Here is a 20,185-nt window from a genome sequence, read left to right as displayed (position 1 = left end):
TCCGGCGGGCGCGCCGGACCAGCGGGAGCACCCCCCGTGCGGATGTTCGGGAACACCGGCGCCACGCCGGGAAATCGGCACGGGATCCGCGCAAAGGCTGTATGGCGTCCTGGCGCAACGGCCATACTGGCGGCCAGCAACCGCTGCGAGGGGGGAGGGCCCGGAACGTGTCGCAGCCGCCGACCGCACCGCCCGCGGCCGCGGGCGCCGCGGCGCCGCCGCCCGACCCGCCGCCGTGGCGGATGGCGCTCACCGAAGGGCTGGCCACCATGCGCGCCGCCGCCCGCACCGAACCGGGCAGGCTGCGGATGACCGGCGCCGCCGTGGCCGCGCTGCTGGTGCTGTTCGGCGCGGTCACGGCCTGGCAGACCTCCGGCCGCTCGTCGGCCGCCGACCATGTCCTCGCCTCCAGCCAGCCGCTGAGCGCCGCGGCGGCGGGCGTCTACCGGTCGCTCGCGGACGCCAACACCACCGCCACCGCGGCGTTCCTGGCGGGCTCGGAGGAGGAACCCGCCGTCATGTCACGCTACGCCGACGACATCGGCAGCGCCGCCCGGCTGCTGGCCGAGGCCGCCGCGCGCGGCGAGGGCACGGGCGAGTCGCAGCGCCTGATCGAGACCCTCAGCCAGGAACTCCCCCGCTACACCGGCCTGGTGGAGACCGCCCGTGCCATCAACCGGCAGGGGCTGCCGCTCGGTGGCGCCTACCTGCGGTACGCCGACGAGCTGATGCAGGAACTGCTGTCGCTCGCCGACCGGCTGTACGCCCTGGAATCCGCCCGGCTGCGGCAGGACGTCGACCAGGCGCGCTCCTGGCCGTGGCTCGCCCTGGCGGCCGGCACGGCCTGCCTCGCCGTCCTGGCATGGGCGCAGCTGCGCGAATACCGCCGCACCAACCGGGTGTTCAACCCCGGCCTGCTCGCCGCCACCGCCGCGGCGGCGGCCCTGCTGGTCTGGCTCGCGGGCTCGCACGCGGTCGCCCGCACCCATCTGAACGAGGCCAGGAACGACGCCGCCGCGTCGCTCAGCGTGCTGACCGATGCCTGGGCCGAGGCGCTTCAGGCGCGCGGTGACGAGAACATGGTCCTGGTGGCGCGCGGGGCGGGCGAGCAGTTCGAGGACAGCTACGCCGCGCACATGGCCGACCTGGCCGGCCCCAGCGGCGGCGCGGAGGACACCGGCGAGGATGCGGGCCTGCTGGGCCGCGCCGCCGACCTGGCCGGGGACGACCGGGGCCGCCAGTGGGTCGAGAACGCCCTCCGCGCCACCGGCGAATGGCGTGACCGCCATCAGGAGGCCCGCGAGCAGGAGCGCCTCGGCGACTACGACGGCGCCGTGGAACGGGTGACGGGCGGCCAGGGCTCGACCCGCGAGTCGTTCGACCAGGTGGACGACGCGCTGGAAGGGGCCGTCGGCCACGAGCAGGAGCGGTTCGAACGGGCCGCCACCGGCGGGCGCGACGCGCTGGACGGGCTGTCTCCGGCCGCCGCGCTGGCCCTCGCGGCGCTCGGCGCGCTGGCGGCCGTGCTCGGCATCGGCAGCCGGCTGTCGGAGTACCGGTGACCGGGTGCGGGCCGGGACGCACGGCACGCGGCGGCGGGGAGCGCCGGACAACGGCGGATCACGGCACATCACGGCACATCACGGCAGGGAGAGGGGTGGAGACGGTGACAAGGACAGACCCCAGCGGTGAGCGGGCGCGCGAACGGCGGGCCCTGCTGGCGGCCGCCTGCGGGCTGCTGCTCACCGCGGCGGTGCTCCTGTGCTCGCTGCCGGCCGCCGGCGGGGGCACCGGCTACCACGGCGGCGGCCCGCAGCCGCCGGAGCGGGCCGCCCAGCCCGCGCGCCTCGGCCAGCAGGACGGCGGCCCCGCCACGGACGGCGAACGGGAGGTGTGCGACGACGGGTACGAGGCCGCCGCCAGCTACCCGCCCTCCCGCGCGGGCGGCCCCGCCGTCGACCGGATCCTGTCGCGGGGCTATCTCAGCGTCGGCGTGGACCTCAACAGCTACCTGTGGGGCTACCGGGAACCCGGCAGCACCGGCATCGTGGGCTTCGACATCGAGCTGGTGGAGGCGATCGCTGCCAGCCTGTTCCAGACGTCCAGCCCGGAAGACCACATCCGCTACCGGGCGATCCCGACCAACCAGCGCGAGGCAGCGGTCATGAACCGCACCGTCGACATGGTGGTGCGCACGATGTCCATCACGTGCGAGCGCTGGAGCAACGTGGCCTTCTCCAGCTCGTACTTCGAGACCCGCCAGCAGCTCGTCGCGCCCGGGGGCTCCGGCATCACCGGCTACGACGAGTCCCTGGCGGGACGGACCGTGTGCAGCGCGGACGGCTCGACCGCCCAGGAGCTGCTGCAGAGGGAGAGTTACGGCGCCGAGCTGGTGTTCCGGCCGCACCAGCTGGACTGCCTGGTGCTCGTTCAGCTCGGTGAGGCCGACGCGCTGATGACCGACGCGGCGCTGGCCGCCGCGCACATCGCCCAGGACCCGGAGATCGAGCTGGTGGGCGAGCCCGCGGGCCTCATCGAGTCCTACGGTGTGGCCATGCGGCAGGAGGACGTCGCCCTGGTGCGCTGGGTCAACGACGTCCTGGAGGAGTACATCGCCGGCGGCGGCTGGGATGAGGCGTACCGCACCTGGCTCAGCGACTACCTCGGCGATCCCGGCACGTCGCGGCCCGGGGACCTGCGGCACCGGAGTGAGGTGTGAGGCGTTCGACCGGTGAGCGGGCGTCACGGCGGGGAAGGAATCCGCCCGGGCGCTCCGGGAAACCGTGAGCGTGAGCCCGCGGCACAACGGCCCAGACGACCACGAGGCGACCACAGAGGGGAGAGCGATGGCCCCGGATACCGGCGGAACGGTGCTGAGCCGCGAGGAGGCGGACCGCGCCCTGGCACGGCTGTCAGCCGAGCACGAGGCGATCGAGTCCTCCCTGCTCGCCCTCCAGGACCACGCCGGGCGGCGGCTGCTGGAGGGCGCCGACCTCGCGGGCGTCACGCGCGAACGGTGGCGCAGCGCGGAGCGGACGCTGTCGCGGCTGTGGTCGTGGTTCGACGCGTGCACCGCGGCGCTCACCACGGCGCGCGAACTGCGCGCCCGGCGCCGGAACCCCAGCAAGGACGACCTGGTCCGGCTCAGCCAGCTGCTCGACGGCGAGAACCTGGTCATCCCCGACGCGGCGGCGGGCAACGGCCCGATGGCCGAGCGCATGGGCTGGCAGGAGCTGCTGGACCGCCTCAACGCCGGATACGCCCAGGTGCTCGACGTCGTCGTGGCGGCGGACTCGGTGTGGTCCACGCTCCCGGCGCGCATCGACATGCTCTCCGCCGAGCTGCACCGCCTCAGCACGCTGGCGCACTCCGTGGGCGTGCGCCCCGGCGCGCACCCGGCGGGCGATGAACTGCGGCGCGTCACCGACGAGCTGACCGCCCTGCGCGCGGAGGTGATCGCCGACCCGCTGGCGTTCTGGCTGCCGGACGGCGGCAGCAGCGCGCCCGGCAGCGGGCGCCCCGACACCGCGCGCTACGACACCGCCGCGCGGGCCCTGGACGACATCCGGCGCGAGGTCGAGGCCGTCATCGACGTCCGCAAGGACGCCGAGAACCGGCTGATCCGGGTGCGCGACCTGCTCTCCCGCGCCGACCGCACGCTGGCCGAGGCGCGCACCGCGCGCGGCGAGGTGCTGGCGAAGATCGCCGCCTCCGAGGTGCCGGCCGTCTCGGGGCCGGCCACCGTGCTGCACGAGGAGCTGGCGCAGGCCGCCGAGTACCGCAGGCGGGCCCAGTGGCACCGCCTCTCGCCGCTGCTGGACTCCCTGGAGCGGCGCGCCGAGGAGGAGCTGGAACGCGCCCGGGAGTCGCTCGCCGCCGTCACCGCGCCGCTGGCGGTCCGGGCCGAGCTGCGCGGCCGCCTCGACGGCTACCGGGCCAAGGCCGCCCGCTACGGCGTGGCCGGGGAGCCGCTCCTCGCCGAGCGGTACGACGCCGCCCGGCGGCTGCTGTGGACCGCGCCGTGCGACCTGCGCGCGGCCGAACGCGCCGTGCTGCGCTACCAGGAGGCGACGGCCGAGGTGCTGGCCTCGGGGGCCGTTCCGCCCGCCGACGCCCGGCAGCCGGAAGGGAGGAACGGCCCGTGACCGAAGCGGCAGGCGGCGGCCGGATCCCGCCGTCCTCACGCTGCCAGCGGCCCGGCTGCTCCGGCCGCTACGAGGACGTGGGCGGCGGCGAACTCTACTGCGATGTCTGCGGCCTGGCGCCGGTCGTCTCGCCGCAGGGCATGCTCGGCCCCGCCCCCACCGGACTGACCTCGGCCCCGCGCGGCTCCGGCAGCGGACCGTCCGGCGCCGCGTCCGCCGCCTCCGCCGGGTCCCCCGGGTCCCGGTCATCCCGTTCCTCCCGGGCTTCCCGTCCCTCGCGTTCGCAGTTCTCCCGCCGCTCCGTCTCGGGGCGGCTGTCGCGCTCGTCGTCCGGGCCGCTCACCGCCCGTTCGGTGTCGGTGCGGTCGCCGGGCTCCACCGTCTCCGCCCCCAGCCGCTCCCGCCTGGGCGCGGGCGTGGTGACCGTGCCGGAGGTGCCGCGCCAGGACCCGCTCGAGGTCGTGCTGGAGCACCCGGAGGTGCCCGAGCGGAAGCGGTTCTGCGGCAACAGCGAGTGCGGCGCGCCGGTCGGCCGGGCGCGGGCGGGGCGGCCGGGCCGCACCGAGGGGTTCTGCACCTCCTGCGGGCACCCGTACTCGTTCGTCCCCAAGCTGCGCCCGGGCGACGCCGTCCACCACGGCCAGTACGTGATCGCCGGCTGCCTCGCGCACGGCGGGCTCGGCTGGATCTACCTCGCGCGGGACACCAAGGTCGCCGACCGGTGGGTGGTGCTCAAGGGCCTGCTCGACACCGGTGACCAGGACGCCCGGGCCGCGGCCATCGCCGAGCGGCAGTTCCTCGCCGAGATCCAGCACCCGAGCATCGTGCGCATCTACAACTTTGTCGAGCACCTCGACGAGCGCACCGGCAGCCTCGACGGCTACATCGTGATGGAGTACGTCGGCGGCAAGTCGCTCAAGACGATCGCCAACTCCCGCCGCACCCCCGACGGCCGCCGCGACCCGCTGCCGGTGGCCCAGGCGTGCGCCTACGGCATCGAGGCGCTCGACGCCCTCGGCTACCTCCACAGCCGCGGCCTGCTGTACTGCGACTTCAAGGTGGACAACGTCATCCAGCAGGACGACCAGCTCAAGCTGATCGACCTGGGCGCGGTGCGGCGGGCGCACGACCAGCACAGCGCCGTCTACGGCACGGTCGGCTACCAGGCGCCCGAGGTCGCCGAGACCGGGCCGACCGTGGCCTCCGACCTGTACACGGTCGCCAGGACGCTGGCGGTCCTGACCTTCGACTTCCAGGGCTACACCACGGTGTACGCCGACAGCCTCCCCGACCCGGCCGGCATCGACGCCTTCCAGCGGTACGAGTCGTTCTACCGCTTCCTGGTCCGGGGCACCGATCCCGACCCCGAGCGCCGCTTCGCCTCGGCGCGGGAGATGGCCGAGCAGCTCACCGGCGTGCTGCGGGAGGTCGTGGCCCTGGACACCGGGCAGGCGCAGCCGGCACTGTCCCCGCTGTTCGGGCCGGAGGAGCGGGTGACCGGCACCGAGCTGATGCCCGCCTGGTCGCGCGACGGCGTCTCGCGGCTGGGCGTGCGGCCGCCCCGTCCCCGCCGCCGGCCCAGGCGCGGCGCGGCCGCCGTCCCGCCGCCCCCGGCCGCCGCGCCCGGCGCTCCGCTGGTGCGCGGCCTCGACGTGGCGCCCGCCGCGCTGGCGCTGCCCGTGCCGCGCGTCGCCCCGTCCGATCCGAACGCCGGTTTCCTGGCGGGGCTGATGGCCAGCACGCCCGAGGCCACGCTCACGGCGCTGGCCGCGGCGCCCGCGGACTCCATGGAGCTGCGGCTGCGGGAGCTGCGGGCGCGCCTGGAGCGCCAGCAGCGGGACGGCGACGGCAGCCAGGCCGTGGCGGCCGAGCGCATCCTGGCAGGGCTGGCGGAGGAGCACGCCGACGACTGGCGCGTCATCTGGTACCGCGGCCTGGCGGCGCTGGTCAGCGGCGACTGGGAGCTCGCCGCGATCGCCTTCGACGCGGTGTACGACGCGTTCCCCGGCGAGGCGGCGCCCAAGCTGGCCCTCGCCATCTGCGCCGAGGTGCTGGGCCAGCTCGACAACGCCGCCGACTACTACGAGCTGGTGTGGCGCACGGACCCCAGCTACGTCAGCGCGGGCTTCGGCCTGGCGCGGGTGCGGCTGGCGGCCGGCGACCGGCGCGGCGCGGTGGCAGCGCTGGAATCGGTGCCCGCCACCTCCGCGTACTTCACCGCCGCCCGGGTCGCGGCGGTGCGGGCCCGGCTGCGGCAACGGGCCCCGGACGCGGACTTGCTGCCCGACCTGCTGGCGGCCGGGGAACAAGTGATGCGGTTGCGTGACACGGGACTGGAACCATCTCTCGCGGAACAGCTGTCCTGCGAGGTGCTAGGTTCCGCGCTGGACTGGGTGCTCGCCGGGCGAGTGGGGCCGTCCCCGCCGCAAACGCCAGCACCGCAGACGCTGCTGGGTGCGCCGCTGGATGAGACCGGCCTGAGGCTGGGACTCGAGCGCTCCTACCGCCGGCTCGCCCGGCTGGCGCAAACCAGCAGCGAACGGATTGGACTGGTGGAGGCGGCCAACCGCCTCCGCCCGAGGACATGGGTGTGACGATGCCGCAGATCGACCAACTCTCCGCCTGCCCTGGCTGCGGTGAGCCGCGTGAGGACGACGACCGCTTCTGCGGCGTCTGCGGTATGGATCTGCGCGCCGCGGCCGACAAGGCCGAGGGCGCCGGGGGCGAGGGCGGCGTGGTCCGCACGCCCACGGAGCCCGACTTCCCGCTGCCCCCGCCGCGGCCGCGGGCGCGGGCGCGGACCAGGCCGCAGGCGCCCAGGCCCGCGCCGCCGGACGCCGCCGAGCCGCCGCCCCGGCCGCAGACACCGCCGCCCGCCCCGCCGCAGCGGCCTGCCCCGGCCCCGGCCGGGCACCGGGCGCCGGGCGGCAAGCGCCTGCCCTCGCTCGACCCGCGGACGCCGGCCGTTCCGCCGCCTCCCTCCGCGCCCCCGGCGGCTCCGGCTGCCCCAGCGGCCCCAGCGGCCCCGGGGCAGCCCGCGCCGAACGCGGCCGCACCGGCCCCGCCGGCCCCGCCGACCGCACCAGCCGCCCAGCAGGCGGCAGCCCAGCCGACGCGCCCCGCGGCCCCCGCCCAGCCGCCCGCGGCACCGGCACCGCGGGCCAGGCCGGAGCCCTCCCCGCGGCCGGCGCCCCCCGCGCCCCCGGCGCAGCCGGCCGACCCGCGCCAGCCCCGGGAGGCCGCGGACCCGCGCACGGCGGCCCCGGCCGCCGCCCAGCCGCTGCGCGAGGACCCCGCCGTCCCCTGCACGGTGTGCGGCACCGGCCCGGTCAGCAAGGAGGGCTACTGCGAGGAGTGCGGCCGCGCGCAGCCGCGCCCGCGCGACCACGTGGAGCGCGCGCTCGGCGGCGTCGCGGCCGTCAGCGACCTCGGCCTGCGCCACCACCGCAACGAGGACGCGTTCACGGTCTCCGCCACCGCGCTGCCCGACGGCTCGCCCGCCGTGATCGCCGTCGTCTGCGACGGCGTCTCGTCCTCCAGCCGCCCCGACGAGGCGTCCGCCACCGCGGCCGAGGCCGCCCAGGAGTCCCTGCTCGCCTCGCTGCCGCGCGGCGTCTCCGGCCAGCAGGCCATGCACGACGCGCTGCTGACCGCCGCCGACGCCGTCGCCGCGCTGGCCCGGGAGTCCGACCACGCCTCCGGGCGCAACGCCCCCGCGTGCACGATCGTCAGCGCCGTCACGGCCGGCGGCACGCTGACCGTCGGCTGGATCGGCGACAGCCGCGCCTACTGGGTGCCGGAGGAGAAGGGCGCCGCCCCGGCCCGGCTGACGGAGGACGACTCCTGGGCCGCGCAGATGGTCGCGGCCGGCCTGCTCACCGAGGAGGAGGCCATGAAGGACCACCGGGCGCACGCCATCACCGCCTGGCTCGGCGCGGACGCCCAGGACGTGGAGCCGCACACCGCCTCGTTCAAGCCCGACCGGCCCGGCGTCGTCATCGTCTGCACCGACGGGCTGTGGAACTACGCGGAGACGGCCGAGCAGATGGCGCGGCTGGTGCCGCCCGGCTCACGCACCGCTCCCCTTGCCTCGGCCCAGTCCCTGGTGCGTCACGCCCTGGACTCAGGCGGCCACGACAACGTAACGGTGGCGGTGATCCCGTTCCCTGTGAGCGCTGACGGGGCAGGAACGGCGTGACCCCCCGCCGTCCTCCGCCCGATGCCCCTGGAGGGTCCGCCGATGGCTGACTTCGCCAAGTCCCAGGTCCCGCGGTTCACCATCGAGGTGTTCCAGAACGAGTACCTGCCCCGGGGCGGCGAAGAGGTCAACGCGATCGTGACCGTCACCAGCACGGGTGGGGGCACCACGGGTGGCCGGCCCCTTCCGGCTGACGCGGGAGCGCGCCGCGGTCCGCGCGCCGCCGTGGTGATCATGGTGGACTGCTCGGGCTCGATGGACTATCCGCCCGACAAGATGCGGCACGCCCGGCAGGCCACCGAGGCCGCCATCGACACGCTGCGGGACGGCGTGGCGTTCGCCGTGGTGGCGGGCACCCACAAGGCGGCCGAGGTCTTCCCCGGCGGCGGCCGGCTCGCCACCGCCGACGACGCCACCCGGGCGCGCGCCAAGGAGGCGCTGACGCGGCTGAGCCCCTCGGGCGGCACCGCGATCGGGACGTGGCTGCGGTGCGCGCGGCGCCTGCTGGGCGCTTCGGACGCGGCGATCCGCCACGGCATCCTGCTCACCGACGGCAGGAACGAGCACGAGGAGGCGGCGCAGCTGCGGCAGGCGCTCACGGAGTGTGCGGGCGTCTTCACCTGCGACGCACGGGGTGTCGGCACCGACTGGGACGTGAAAGAAGTCACATCCATCGCCTCCGCGCTGCTGGGCACCGCGGACATCGTGGCCGAGCCGGACGGGCTGACCGCCGACTTCACGGCCCTGATGGAGACGGCCATGGGCAAGGAGATCGGAGACGTCAGCCTGCGGCTGTGGACGCCGCAGGGCGCGCGGGTGCGGTTCGTCAGACAAGTCGCGCCCGCCGTCGAGGACCTGACGGACCGCCGGACGCCGGCGCCGCCCCGTTCCGGCGACTATCCGACGGGCTCGTGGGGCGACGAGTCGCGCGACTACCACGTGTGCGTGCGGGTGCCGGCCGCGGGGGTCGGGCACGAGATGCTCGCGGCGCGCGTCGCGCTGGTCGTCCGCGAGCCGTCCGACCCCTCCGGCCCGCCGGCGACCACCCTCGGCACGGGCCTGGTGAGGGCTGTGTGGACCGATGACATCGCCGCCTCAACGCGCATCAACCCGCAGGTCGCGCACTACACGGGCCAGGCCGAACTGGCCGACGCCATCAGGGAAGGGCTCCAGCTCCGCAAGGAGGGGGATGTCGCCGGGGCGACCGCCAGGCTGGGCCGGGCCGTGCAGCTCGCTCACGCCTCGGGGAACGCGGACACCGCCAGGCTGCTCGAGAAGGTGGTAGACGTGGAGGATGCCCCGGCCGGTACTGTTCGACTGAAAGCGAAAATCGCCGAGGCCGACGAGATGACTCTCGAGACGAGGTCAACGAAGACGGTCCGGGTAAAGAAGTGATCCCGTGACGGACGTGACTCATCGCAGGTACGTAAGGGGGAGGCAGTAACATGCCGACTTGCCCGAACGGCCACCAGTCGGTGGCCGAGGACTGGTGCGAGGTGTGCGGTCACCGCATGCTCGCACCCGCCGCTGCCGCGGCGCCCCCGCCGCCTGGCGCGCCCCCCGGTTACCCGCAGCAGCCCGGCCCTCCGCCGCACGGCGTGCCGCCTCAGCCACAGCCTCCGCAGCCCTTCCCGCAGCAGGGCGGGACGCAGGAGCGCTGCCCGCAGTGCGGCACCCCGCGCGAGGCGCAGGCGCCGTTCTGTGAGGAGTGCCGCTTCAACTTCCTCACGAACTCGCCGACGCAGTACATACCGCCCACGCCCCCGGCGCCGCAGCCGATGGGCGCGCCGCCGCAGGGTCCCTCGTACGGTTACCCGCCGCCGCAGCAGCCCGGACCGCAGCCGCCTGGCCCGCAGCAGCCCGGACCGCAGCCGCCGGGCCAGCAGCCCGCGCCGCCGCAGCCCCCGCAGCCGGGCCACGGCCAGCCGCAGCAGAGCGGTGACTGGGTCATCTCCCCGCCCGGCGGGCCGGGTCAGCCGCCCGGCGCCCCCGGGCAGCCGGCGCCGGGAGTGCCGCCGCAGCCCGGTCCGTACCCGGGCGCACCCGCCCCCGGGCAGCCGCAGCCGGGCGGCTGGTCGGTGACGGTCGGCGCCGACCCCGACTACTTCGCGGCGATGATGCGCCGCTCGGGCCCTGAGGCGTCGCAGCTGAACCTCCCCGCCTACACGCCGGAACAGCAGATCCCGCTGACCGGCCCGCAGATGACGATCGGCCGCCGCCGCCAGTCCACCGGCGAGGCGCCCGACATCGACCTGGCGCGCCCGCCGGAGGACCCGGGGGTGTCCCACCAGCACGCGGTCCTCGTGCAGCAGCCCGACGGCAGCTGGGCGGTGGTCGACCAGGACTCGACCAACGGCACCACGGTCAACGGCAGCGACGAGCCCATCCAGCCCTTCGTGCCCGTGCCGCTCAAGGAGGGCGACCGGATCCACATCGGCGCCTGGACGACCCTCACCCTCTACCGGAACTGAATGAAAACGGCTCTTCGTGACCACTAGTACACCCGCCATACAGGTAGAGGGGCTGCACAAGAGCTACGGGGACGTGCGCGCCGTCAACGGTGTGACGTTCGAGGTGGCCGCCGGCGAGTTCTACGGCATCCTCGGGCCCAACGGCGCGGGGAAGACCACCACGCTCGAACTGGTCGAGGGGCTGCGCGAGCCGGACTCCGGCACCGCGCGGATCCTCGGCTCCCCCTCCTGGCCGCGCGACCCCGCGCTGCTGCGCCGCATCGGCGTCCAGCTCCAGGCGTCGGCGTTCTTCGAGAAGCTCACCGCGCGCGAGCAGATCCGCACCTTCGCCGCGCTGTACGGCGTGAGCACCGAACGCGCCGACGCCATGCTGGAGTCGGTGGGCCTGAGCGAGAAGGCGAACGTCCGGGACGACCAGCTCTCCGGCGGCCAGGCGCAGCGGCTGTCGATCGCCTGCGCGCTGGTCCACGACCCGGAGCTGGTCTTCCTGGACGAGCCGACCACGGGCCTGGACCCGCAGGCGCGGCGCAATCTCTGGGATTTGCTGCGGGAGATCAACGCGGCCGGCCGGACGGTCGTGCTGACCACGCACTACATGGACGAGGCGCAGGCGCTGTGCGACCGCGTCGCCATCATGGACGCCGGGCGCGTGCTGCGCGTCGGTCCGCCCGCCGAGCTGATGGAGCAGCTGGGCGCCACCTCGCTGGAGGACGTGTTCCTTCAGCTCACGGGCAGGGAGTACCGGGAGTGAACGCCAGCGCGCTGAGCGCGTTCCGCAGTCTGTCGCGCGCCATGCTTCTGGGGCTGCTCCGTGACCGCATGGCGGCGTTCTTCACGGTGCTGTTCCCCCTGTTCTTCCTGCTGCTGTTCGGGGCGCTGTTCCAGAACGACTCCTCCGACCGCGTGGTCATCGCGCAGGTCGGCGACGTGGCGATGCTGGACGAGATGTCCGCGGAGCAGCTCGCCGCGCTGGACGACGCGATGACGCTCCAGCGCACGGCCGACCGGGACGAGGCGCTGCGCGAGGTGCGCGAGGGTGACATCGACGGCGTCATCTGGGAGGAGGAGGACGGCCAGGTCGAGCTGCGCTACTCGGCGGCCGACCCGGCACGCGCGGGCACGGTGCAGGGTCTGGTGCAGTCGCTGGTGCAGGGCGCGAACGTCGCGGCGACGGGGCAGCCGCCGGCCTACGAGCTGCGCACGGACCAGGTCGAGGACGAGTCGGTCAAACCGATCCAGTACCTCACGCCCGGCCTGCTGGGCTTCTCCATCGCCATGGGCGCGTCCTTCGCCTCGGCACTCACGCTCGTCAGCTGGCGCAAGAAGCGTATCCTGCGGCGGCTGTGGCTGGCGCCCGTCAGCCCCGGCACGGTGATCGGGGCGCGGGTCGGCGTCAGCCTGGCGCTGTCGCTCACGCAGCTGACGCTCTTCCTCGGGGTGGCCACGCTCCCCTACTACGGACTGGACCTGTCCGGGCAGTGGTGGTGGTGCGTGCCGCTGGTGGCGAGCGGCACGCTGGCGTTCATGGCGATCGGGCTGCTCATCGGCGCCTGGGCCAAGAGCGAGGAGGCGGCGAACGGCGCCCTCCAGCTGACCATCATGCCGATGTCCTTCCTCGCAGGATCGTTTTTCCCGACGGACTCGATGCCCTCGTGGCTTCAGGCGTTCTCGACGGTGCTGCCGCTGAAGCACCTCAACCAGGCGCTCCAGGACGTGCTGACACGCGGGGCGGGCTGGGACACCGCGCTGCCGGTGGTCGGGGGCCTGCTGCTGTTCACGGCCGTGCTGTCCGCGGTCGCCGCACGGCTCTTCCGCTGGGACAACACCTGACACACACGGGATCGTTATCCAACCCAGACCGCCGGGAGCACATCTTGTGCGTGTTTCCAGCTATCAAACAGTGCGTGAATGAGCCTGCGCCAGGAATGACGGGGGTATGAACGGCGGTGCGAACAGCGTTGACACAGATCAGCAGGGGCAAGCGCCCGGCAACCGGCAGGAAGAGCAGCACGCGGGAGCCGCGCTGGGACAACGCCCGGTTCGTGGCGGGCACCCTGGTGGTCCTGGTCCATATGTCGGGATCGCTGGCGGACCGCGACGGGCTGCGGTGGCTGTACCTGGCGACCTGGGCGATGCGGGTGCCGCTGTTCGCCGTGCTGGCCGGGTACTTCAGCAGCGCGGAGCCGCTGCGGCCGAGGGAGGCGCGGCGGCTGATCGAGTCGGTGCTGGTGCCGTACCTGGCGGTCGGGCTGCTGCACACCGCGCAGATCTGGCTGCTCTACGACCGGCTGGAGCTGTTCGTCGTCAACCCGGCGTGGGGGCTGTGGTTCCTGCTGTCCCTCTTCTTCTGGCGGATGTCCCTGCCGTACCTGGCGCACCTGCGCTACCCGCTGGCGACGGCGGTGGTCGTCGCGCTGGCGGCCGGCTACGTCTCGGACATCGGGACCGACCTGTCGCTGTCGCGGACGCTGACGTACCTGCCGTTCTTTCTGGTCGGCTGGAAGCTGCGGCAGCGCGGCAGGCTGCGGGAGGCGTTCGAGGCGCGCTGGAGCGCGTACGCCGCGCTGGCGGTCGTGGGCGTGGCATTCGTGGCCGCGTGGTTCCTGCGCGCTGACGTAAAGGGCAGCACGCTGCGGATGAAGGGCCCGTACGCCCCGGGCAACCCGCTGGACGAGCCCTGGGCCTGGCTGGAGCGCGGAGCGGTGCTGGGGCTGGGGTCCCTCATCGCGCTGGCCGCGCTCCGGCTGGTGCCGCAGCGCCGGGTGCCGTTCCTGACCGCGCTCGGCGCGGGCGGCATGTACATCTACATCCTGCACCCGCTGGTGCTCCGGGTGTACCAGCGGCACTGGGGCTACGACTGGGTCGGGCCGTGGTACGACCAGATCGCGCTGGTGCTGATGGCCGTGGCGCTCGGCGCGACGCTGGCGTCGCCGCCGGTGCGGCGGCTGACCAAGCCGGTGGTGCAGCCGCGCCTGCCGTGGCTGTTCCGCCCGGAGCAGCCGGCCGCCGGGAAGTCCCCGCAGTCCGGGCCGCCCGCCCCGCCGTCCGCTGCCGCTCACGCCGGCGAGGAGCGGGTGCCGGAGCAGACCGGTGCGCGGTCTCAGTCCGGGGTGTTGACCATGGACGCGGCCGCGTACACCAGGTAGTCCCACAGCTGGCGCTCGTGTTCGGGCGCCAGCCCCAGGCTGTCCACCGCGTCGCGCATGTGGCGCAGCCACGCATCGTGCGCGGCGCGGTTCACGGGGAACGGCGCGTGCCGCATCCGCAGCCGCGGGTGGCCGCGCCGCTCGCTGTACGTGCGGGGGCCGCCCCAGTACTGGATGAGGAACAGCCGCAGCCGCTCCTCGGCGGGGCCGAGGTCCTCCTCGGGGTACATGGGACGCAGCAGCGGGTCCGTCGCCACGCCCTCATAGAAGCGGTGCACCAGCTTGCGGAAGGTCTCCTCTCCTCCGACCTGTTCGTAAAACGACTGCTGCTGCTCGTCCATCACTCCTCCATCCTCGCAGACCCCTTCGCTGTGATACGGGTGTCACGGGGAAAGCGTGCCCCGTCGCTTTCGCCGTCGCGCACCGGTGCTCACCATGAGTAGACCGGAGGCGACGGAGCGCGGCACACTGCGCTGGGCCTGACACCAGGAGGAGGGCACATGCCGCCAAGGGACGTTCCGACCGCGCGAGAGGCGCGCCTCGGCACGGAGTTGCGCAAGATGCGCGAACGCGCCGGAAGGACGGCGCACGAGGCGGCGGCGCACATTGGAACCGACCGCGCAAAGATGTCGAACATCGAGTCCGGGCGGCGCGGAATCAGCGAGGGGCGCATCCGGAAGCTCGCGGATTTCTACGAGTGCCACGACGCGCCCTACATCGACGCGTTGTGCGCCATCGCGCGCGAACACCGGGGGCAGCACTGGTGGGAGCGGTACCGGGGCGTGCTCGCGCCCGGCGCACTCGACGTCTCCGAACTGGAGCACCACGCCACCGCACTGCACCTGGTGCACCTGCTGCTGGTGCCGGGCATCTTCCAGACCGAGGGGTATGCGCGCGCCATCCTCAGCAGCGCCATCCCCGGTCCCGACGAGGAGCAGCTCACCGCCCGCGTCGAGCACCGCGTCAGCCGTGCCCGGATCTTCCAGCGCCCCGACCCGCCGCGGTGCGAGGCGATCATCCACGAGGCCGCGCTGCGCATGCGCTACGGCGGGCGCCAGGTCGCCCGCGGCCAGCTCTCCCACCTGCTGACGGTCGCCGAGTGGCCGGGCGTCACGCTGCGGGTCATCCCGTTCGCGCTTGAAGACGTCCCAGGTCACGCGCAGTCTATGCTCTACGCGGAAGGACCCGTTCCGCAGCTGGACACCGTGCAGATGGACACGCCGTTCGGCGGCGTGTTCCTGCACAGCGAGCACGAGCTGAAGCGGTACCGGCGGCTGTGCGACGCGGCGAGCGCGCTCGCGCTGGACGCCGAGGAGTCACGGCAGCTGATCCGGTACCTCGCGCGAGAGATGTGAGCAGGCCCATGGCAGCATCGTTGACCTGGCAGAAGTCCTCCTACTCCAGCACCGGCGACAACTGCGTGGAGCTGGCCCGGCACCCCCGCGGCGTGGCACTCCGCGAGAGCGACGAGCCCCGGACCGTCCTGACCGCCAGCCGCCGCCGGCTCGCGGCGCTGCTGCGCGCTTCCCGGTCCGGCCGGTTCGACCGGCTCGGCTGAGCCCGCCGCCCGGCCCGGCGAAGCACCCCGTGTCATGACGCGGCGGCATATACCAAACCAGGCCCGGATTTGACAACCGTATCCCGGGATACAGTTGCCGGGTCCCCTGGGTAGCGTTACCGTTGCAGCACGTCAGCGCTGACGCCCTCGCGAGATTCCGAACCTCAGCTTCACGGCACGGCGAAGGGCACCCTCACTCATGTCAACGGCACCCGCCGCCTCCCAGAGCGGCCAGAACACGAACGACACCACGAGCGCCTCCGACCGGCTGCGCGAGAAGGTCAAGGAGGCCAACGCGCAGAGCGAGGCCAACCGCCTCATCAAGAACGGCAGGTAGCCGGCGCTGGCCGCGGTGCGTCAGCGCCCGGCTAGCCTGCCGGGATCGAACAGGCCGATCGGATGGGCGGTCTCCGCCGTCAGCGCCAGGTCGGCGAGGATCTCCCCCACCACCGGCACGAACTTGAAGCCGTGCCCCGAGAAGCCGCAGGCCACGGTCGTGGCCTCGCACCCGGGATGCCGCGCGATCACGAAGTGCTCGTCAGGCGTGGTGGTGTACATGCACGTCGCGGCCCGCAGCGGCCGCCCCGGCAGCCCCGGCAGCCGCGCGCCCGCGTAGGCCGCCATCTCGGCCACCTCCCGCTCCCGGACCGTCCGGTCGATCGTCTCCGGCGTGCACGTCTCCCCCTTGCGGAAGAACGCCACCTTCACGCCGCCCGCGGGGCCGTCGATCGCGGGGAAGCCGTAGATCTGCGTACCCTCGGTCTCCCCCTCGGCCCGGTCGTCGCCCTCCCAGATGTACACGGGCTGCCGGTCCGGGGTATACGCCGCGGTGCCGCCAAGGGGCTGGAACCAGTGCATGACCTGCCGCTCGACAGTGAACGGCACTCCCAGCCCGGCGAGCAGCTCCGGCGCCCACGCCCCGGGGGTGATCACCAGGTGGCCGGCGGTGTACTCGCCCTGCCCGGTCCGCACCCGCACGCCCGCGCCGCCGGGCAGCTCCTCCCAGCTGGTGGCGGGCTCGCCGAACCGCAGCTCGGCACCGTCGCGCCGCGCCAGCTCAAGCTGCGCCGCGACCGTCTCCTCCGGCCGCACCAGCCCGGCCCGCGACTCGTACAGCGCCACGTCCGCCGGGCCCGGCGCGAACACCGGGAAGCGCCGCCGGATCGCGGCCGCGTCGAGCATCTCGTGCGGCAGGTCCCAGGCGCGCGCCGAGGCCAGGCTGCCCGCGACCGTCCGGCTGTCCCCGCGGCCGATCATCAGGCCGCCGCACAGCAGCATCAGGTCCCGGCCGCTGTCCCGCTGGAGCCGCTCGAACAGCTCGTAGCTGCGCAGCAGCAGCGGCACGTACTCCTCGCCCTCGAAGTACGACTGGCGCACGATCCGGGAGCCGCCGTGGCTCGACCCGTTGGCGTGCGCCGGCCCGAACCGCTCGAGCCCCAGCACGCGCGCGCCCCGCGCCGCGAGCTCCCTCACGGCGGCGCTGCCCATGCCGCCGACGCCCAGGACGATGACGTCAAAGGCGCGGGGGCTGCCCGGGCTCATGGTCCGGGCCGTGCCCGGGTCCGGTGCCGGTTTCGGTGTCATGGTGATAGTGCTCCCTGTGGTGCCCGCCGGCGGTCCGCCGCACCGGCATGACGTTCAGTCCCGGCAGCCCCGGCGTGGCGGGGCGCCGCACCGCTATCGAGCCGAGCGCGGTGCGCAGCCGCAGCCACGGCCCGCTGGCCAGGACCGCCGCCTCGCCCGCGCCGGGCGGCGGCGCCGGCGGCAGGAAGCCGAGGGCGTGGGCCGCGTGCACGGCCCGCAGCGGCAGCGGGGTGCCGGGCAGCGGGCGCGACCAGATCTCCTCGGCGAGCCCGTCGAGCGCCTGCCGGGTCCGCGCCTCGGGCGCCATGCCTTCGGTGCGCTGGCGGAACTCCGCGACGACGGCGGCCGCGGCCTCGCGCGCCGCGGCGTGCGCCACGTCGGCCAGCCGCTGCCAGCCGCCGCGCGGCGGCAGCACCCCGGCCCAGGACGGGCCGGTCACGGCGCCGGGCACCGCGATCTCGCCGCGCTCCTCGTCGATGCCCTCCAGCAGCTCGCCCGCCGAGACCGTCACGTCCAGGCGCACCGGCGCGCGCAGCCGGCCCGGCAGCACGGCCAGCACGTTGAACCGGGCCGGCCGCGTGAAGACGGCCAGCACCTCGCCGCCGGCCGTGATCCGGGCCGCCGCCGTCCGGTCCCAGCGCAGCTGCCGCGCCAGGAACGCCGCGAGCGAGGCCGCCCCGGCAGACTCGGCGAACGCCAGCCGGGAGCGCCGGCCGTCCGCCGCGTGCGTCGCATCCGTCGTCACGTCGTCACACCGCCACCGCGTCGCGTTCCCTGCCGTGCGGTCACACGCCGTAGGCGTCGTCGCCGTGCGCGTCGTCCCGGTACTTCTCGGCGAACGTCCGCTCCTGCGGCGTCAGCCGCCGGGGGCGCCCCTCGGCCAGGTCGTAGGGGACGACGACGGTCGAGGCGCGCGCGTACGTCTCGCGCTCGTCCTTCACCTCGTAGGCCACCGTCAGCGAGGCGCCGCCGAGCCGGGTCACCCACAGCTCGATGGTGACCGGCTCGGGGCGGTACGTCAGCGGCCTGAGGTAGTCGATCTCGTGGTGCGCGACGACCGACCCGGACGCGAACGTGCCCGCGTCGGCCTCGCGCGCCACCCGGAAGAAGAGATCGATCCTGGCCTCCTCCAGATAGCGGAGGAAGACCACGTTGTTGACGTGCCCGAAGGCGTCCATGTCGGACCAGCGCAGCGGGCACCGGTAGACGTGACGCACGGCGCGCTCAGCCCCGCGTCAGCTTCTTGTAGGCGGTGCGGTGCGGCCGGCTGGCCTCCGGGCCCAGGCGTTCCGTCTTGTTCTTCTCGTAGGACTCGAAGTTGCCCTCGAACCAGAACCAGCGGGAGTCGCCCTCGTAGGCCAGGATGTGCGTGGCGATGCGGTCCAGGAACCACCGGTCGTGGGAGATCACCACGGCGCAGCCGGGGAAGTCGAGCAGGGCGTTCTCCAGCGAGGACAGCGTCTCGACGTCCAGGTCGTTGGTCGGCTCGTCGAGCAGCAGCAGGTTGCCGCCCTGCTTGAGGGTGAGCGCCAGGTTCAGCCGGTTCCGCTCGCCTCCGGAGAGCACCCCGGCGGGCTTCTGCTGGTCCGGGCCCTTGAAGCCGAACGCGCTGACGTACGCCCGGGAGGGCATCTCGACCTGGCCGACGTTGATGTAGTCCAGGCCGTCGGAGACGACCTCCCACAGGGTCTTGTTCGGGTCGATGTTGGCCCGGCCCTGGTCGACGTAGGAGATCTTGACGGTCTCGCCGATCTTGATCGAGCCGGAGTCCGGCTGCTCCAGGCCCAGGATCATGCGGAACAGCGTGGTCTTGCCGACGCCGTTGGGCCCGATGACACCGACGATCCCGTTCCGCGGCAGGCTGAACGACAGGTCGTCCACCAGCACCTTGTCGCCGAAGGACTTGCTGAGGTGGTCGACCTCGACCACCACGTTGCCCAGGCGCGGGCCCGGCGGGATCTGGATCTCCTCGAAGTCGAGCTTCCGCGTCTTCTCGGCCTCGGCGGCCATCTCCTCGTAGCGGGCGAGGCGGGCGCGGGACTTGGCCTGGCGGCCCTTGGCGTTGGAGCGGACCCACTCCAGCTCTTCCTTCAGGCGCTTGGCGCGCTTGGCGTCCTTGGCGCCCTCGACCTTCAGGCGGGCCTGCTTGGTCTCCAGGTAGGTCGAGTAGTTGCCCTCGTACACGTAGGCCCGGCCGCGGTCGAGCTCCAGGATCCACTCGGCCACGTTGTCCAGGAAGTAGCGGTCGTGGGTGATGGCGACGACCGTGCCCTGGTACTTGGCGAGGTGCTGCTCCAGCCACTGCACCGACTCGGCGTCCAGGTGGTTGGTGGGCTCGTCGAGCAGCAGCAGGTCGGGCTGCTCCAGCAGCAGCTTGCACAGCGCGACGCGGCGCTTCTCACCGCCGGAGAGGTGGGTGACGGGCCAGTCGCCGGGCGGGCAGCCCAGGGCGTCCATGGCCTGGTCAAGCTGGGCGTCGAGGTCCCAGGCGCCCGCGTGGTCGAGCTGCTCCTGGAGCTTGCCCATCTCGTCCATGAGGGCGTCGGAGTAGTCCGTCGCCATCTGCTCGGCGATCTCGTTGAACCGGTCGAGCTTGCCCTTGATCTCGGCGACGCCGTCCTGCACGTTCTCCAGGACGGTCTTCGACTCGTCGAGCGGGGGCTCCTGGAGGAGGATGCCGACGGAGTAGCCCGGCGTGAGGAAGGCGTCACCGTTCGACGGCTGCTCCAGACCCGCCATGATCTTGAGCACCGTCGACTTGCCCGCGCCGTTGGGGCCGACGACGCCGATCTTGGCACCGGGAAGGAAGCTCAAGGTGACGTCGTCGAGGATCACCTTGTCGCCGTGCGCCTTACGCGCCTTGCGCATGGTGTAGATGTACTCAGCCAAGAGAAACCGTCCGGCGGATCGCGTAGTGAGCTTCGAGAGCGGATGTCCCCATCCTGCCGCATGCCACCGCCAGCGCGGAAACCGGCTGTGACCCGCGGGGCGGGCGGGGACGGGGAGCCCCGGGGGGACCGCGGGCGGGGCGCCGACGCCTCGCCCGGACGCCCCGGGGCGGGGTGCGTGCGGGAAGCACGGAA

The 20,185-nt window shown here is 74.0% G+C and carries 18 protein-coding genes; 13 read left to right on the top strand and 5 right to left on the bottom strand.

The window, feature by feature from the left end; all coding sequences use genetic code 11:
• The first annotated feature begins 167 nt into the window (after window positions 1-167).
• From JK356_RS07365 to JK356_RS07320, 10 genes are all read left to right on the top strand, one after another.
• Entirely contained in the window at window positions 168-1,562 is a 1,395-nt protein-coding gene (locus tag JK356_RS07365) for a hypothetical protein (RefSeq protein WP_201866730.1), read from the top strand.
• Between the two features lie 104 nt (window positions 1,563-1,666).
• A complete protein-coding gene (locus JK356_RS07360; protein ID WP_201866729.1) occupies window positions 1,667-2,719 on the top strand; it encodes a glutamate ABC transporter substrate-binding protein in 1,053 nt (350 codons plus the stop codon).
• A 127-nt stretch (window positions 2,720-2,846) separates the two neighbouring features.
• Complete coding sequence (locus JK356_RS07355) at window positions 2,847-4,145, top strand: hypothetical protein (protein WP_201866728.1); 1,299 nt, start codon at window positions 2,847-2,849, stop codon at window positions 4,143-4,145.
• Complete coding sequence (locus tag JK356_RS07350; RefSeq protein WP_307815450.1) at window positions 4,142-6,739, top strand: tetratricopeptide repeat protein; 2,598 nt, start codon at window positions 4,142-4,144, stop codon at window positions 6,737-6,739. Before JK356_RS07355 ends, JK356_RS07350 begins: the two co-directional genes overlap by 4 nt.
• Entirely contained in the window at window positions 6,730-8,343 is a 1,614-nt protein-coding gene (locus JK356_RS07345; RefSeq protein WP_307815449.1) for a protein phosphatase 2C domain-containing protein, read from the top strand. Before JK356_RS07350 ends, JK356_RS07345 begins: the two co-directional genes overlap by 10 nt.
• A 42-nt stretch (window positions 8,344-8,385) precedes the next feature.
• A complete protein-coding gene (locus JK356_RS07340; RefSeq protein WP_201866727.1) occupies window positions 8,386-9,738 on the top strand; it encodes a VWA domain-containing protein in 1,353 nt (450 codons plus the stop codon).
• Between the two features lie 50 nt (window positions 9,739-9,788).
• The gene (locus JK356_RS07335) at window positions 9,789-10,814 is read left to right on the top strand and encodes an FHA domain-containing protein (RefSeq protein WP_201866726.1); all 1,026 of its coding nucleotides are present in this window, start codon (window positions 9,789-9,791) and stop codon (window positions 10,812-10,814) included.
• 16 nt (window positions 10,815-10,830) lie between these two features.
• The gene (locus JK356_RS07330) at window positions 10,831-11,565 is read left to right on the top strand and encodes an ABC transporter ATP-binding protein (RefSeq protein WP_307815447.1); all 735 of its coding nucleotides are present in this window, start codon (window positions 10,831-10,833) and stop codon (window positions 11,563-11,565) included.
• Window positions 11,562-12,644 (top strand): ABC transporter permease, encoded by a 1,083-nt coding sequence (locus JK356_RS07325; RefSeq protein WP_307815446.1) that lies wholly within the window; start codon window positions 11,562-11,564, stop codon window positions 12,642-12,644. Before JK356_RS07330 ends, JK356_RS07325 begins: the two co-directional genes overlap by 4 nt.
• A 128-nt stretch (window positions 12,645-12,772) precedes the next feature.
• A complete protein-coding gene (locus JK356_RS07320) occupies window positions 12,773-13,960 on the top strand; it encodes an acyltransferase family protein (protein WP_201866724.1) in 1,188 nt (395 codons plus the stop codon).
• Here JK356_RS07320 and JK356_RS07315 read toward each other — a convergent pair.
• Window positions 13,915-14,301: a globin gene (locus JK356_RS07315; RefSeq protein ID WP_201866723.1), complete on the bottom strand. Its 387-nt coding sequence runs from the start codon at window positions 14,299-14,301 to the stop codon at window positions 13,915-13,917. The two genes, JK356_RS07320 and JK356_RS07315, sit on opposite strands and share 46 nt — an antisense overlap.
• Window positions 14,302-14,460: 159 nt before the next feature.
• Here JK356_RS07315 and JK356_RS07310 point away from each other — a divergent pair, with 159 nt between their 5' ends.
• The 3 genes from JK356_RS07310 to JK356_RS07300 all read left to right on the top strand — a co-directional run bounded on the left by JK356_RS07310 (window position 14,461) and on the right by JK356_RS07300 (window position 15,855).
• Window positions 14,461-15,315, top strand: a complete 855-nt coding sequence (locus tag JK356_RS07310) for a helix-turn-helix transcriptional regulator (RefSeq protein ID WP_201866721.1) — start codon at window positions 14,461-14,463, stop codon at window positions 15,313-15,315.
• Between the two features lie 8 nt (window positions 15,316-15,323).
• On the top strand, window positions 15,324-15,518 hold the full coding sequence (locus tag JK356_RS07305; protein WP_201866720.1) for a DUF397 domain-containing protein: 195 nt from the start codon (window positions 15,324-15,326) through the stop codon (window positions 15,516-15,518).
• Between the two features lie 199 nt (window positions 15,519-15,717).
• Complete coding sequence (locus JK356_RS07300; protein WP_201866719.1) at window positions 15,718-15,855, top strand: hypothetical protein; 138 nt, start codon at window positions 15,718-15,720, stop codon at window positions 15,853-15,855.
• A gap of 20 nt (window positions 15,856-15,875) precedes the next feature.
• Here JK356_RS07300 and solA read toward each other — a convergent pair whose 3' ends face one another.
• The 4 genes from solA to ettA are packed head-to-tail and all read right to left on the bottom strand — an operon-like array spanning window position 15,876 to window position 19,991.
• A complete protein-coding gene (gene solA / locus JK356_RS07295; protein ID WP_201866799.1) occupies window positions 15,876-17,060 on the bottom strand; it encodes an N-methyl-L-tryptophan oxidase in 1,185 nt (394 codons plus the stop codon).
• Window positions 17,032-17,847 (bottom strand): hypothetical protein, encoded by an 816-nt coding sequence (locus tag JK356_RS07290; RefSeq protein WP_307815444.1) that lies wholly within the window; start codon window positions 17,845-17,847, stop codon window positions 17,032-17,034. Before JK356_RS07290 ends, solA begins: the two co-directional genes overlap by 29 nt.
• Window positions 17,848-17,887: 40 nt before the next feature.
• Window positions 17,888-18,319: a thioesterase family protein gene (locus tag JK356_RS07285; RefSeq protein ID WP_201866717.1), complete on the bottom strand. Its 432-nt coding sequence runs from the start codon at window positions 18,317-18,319 to the stop codon at window positions 17,888-17,890.
• 7 nt (window positions 18,320-18,326) lie between these two features.
• A complete protein-coding gene (ettA, locus tag JK356_RS07280; RefSeq protein WP_201866715.1) occupies window positions 18,327-19,991 on the bottom strand; it encodes an energy-dependent translational throttle protein EttA in 1,665 nt (554 codons plus the stop codon).
• Between the last annotated feature and the right edge of the window lie 194 nt (window positions 19,992-20,185).

The sequence above is a fragment of the Streptomyces sp. 7-21 genome, assembly GCF_016741785.1.
Taxonomy (GTDB): domain Bacteria; phylum Actinomycetota; class Actinomycetes; order Streptomycetales; family Streptomycetaceae; genus Streptomyces.
This window is presented reverse-complemented; position numbering and strand designations above follow the sequence as displayed.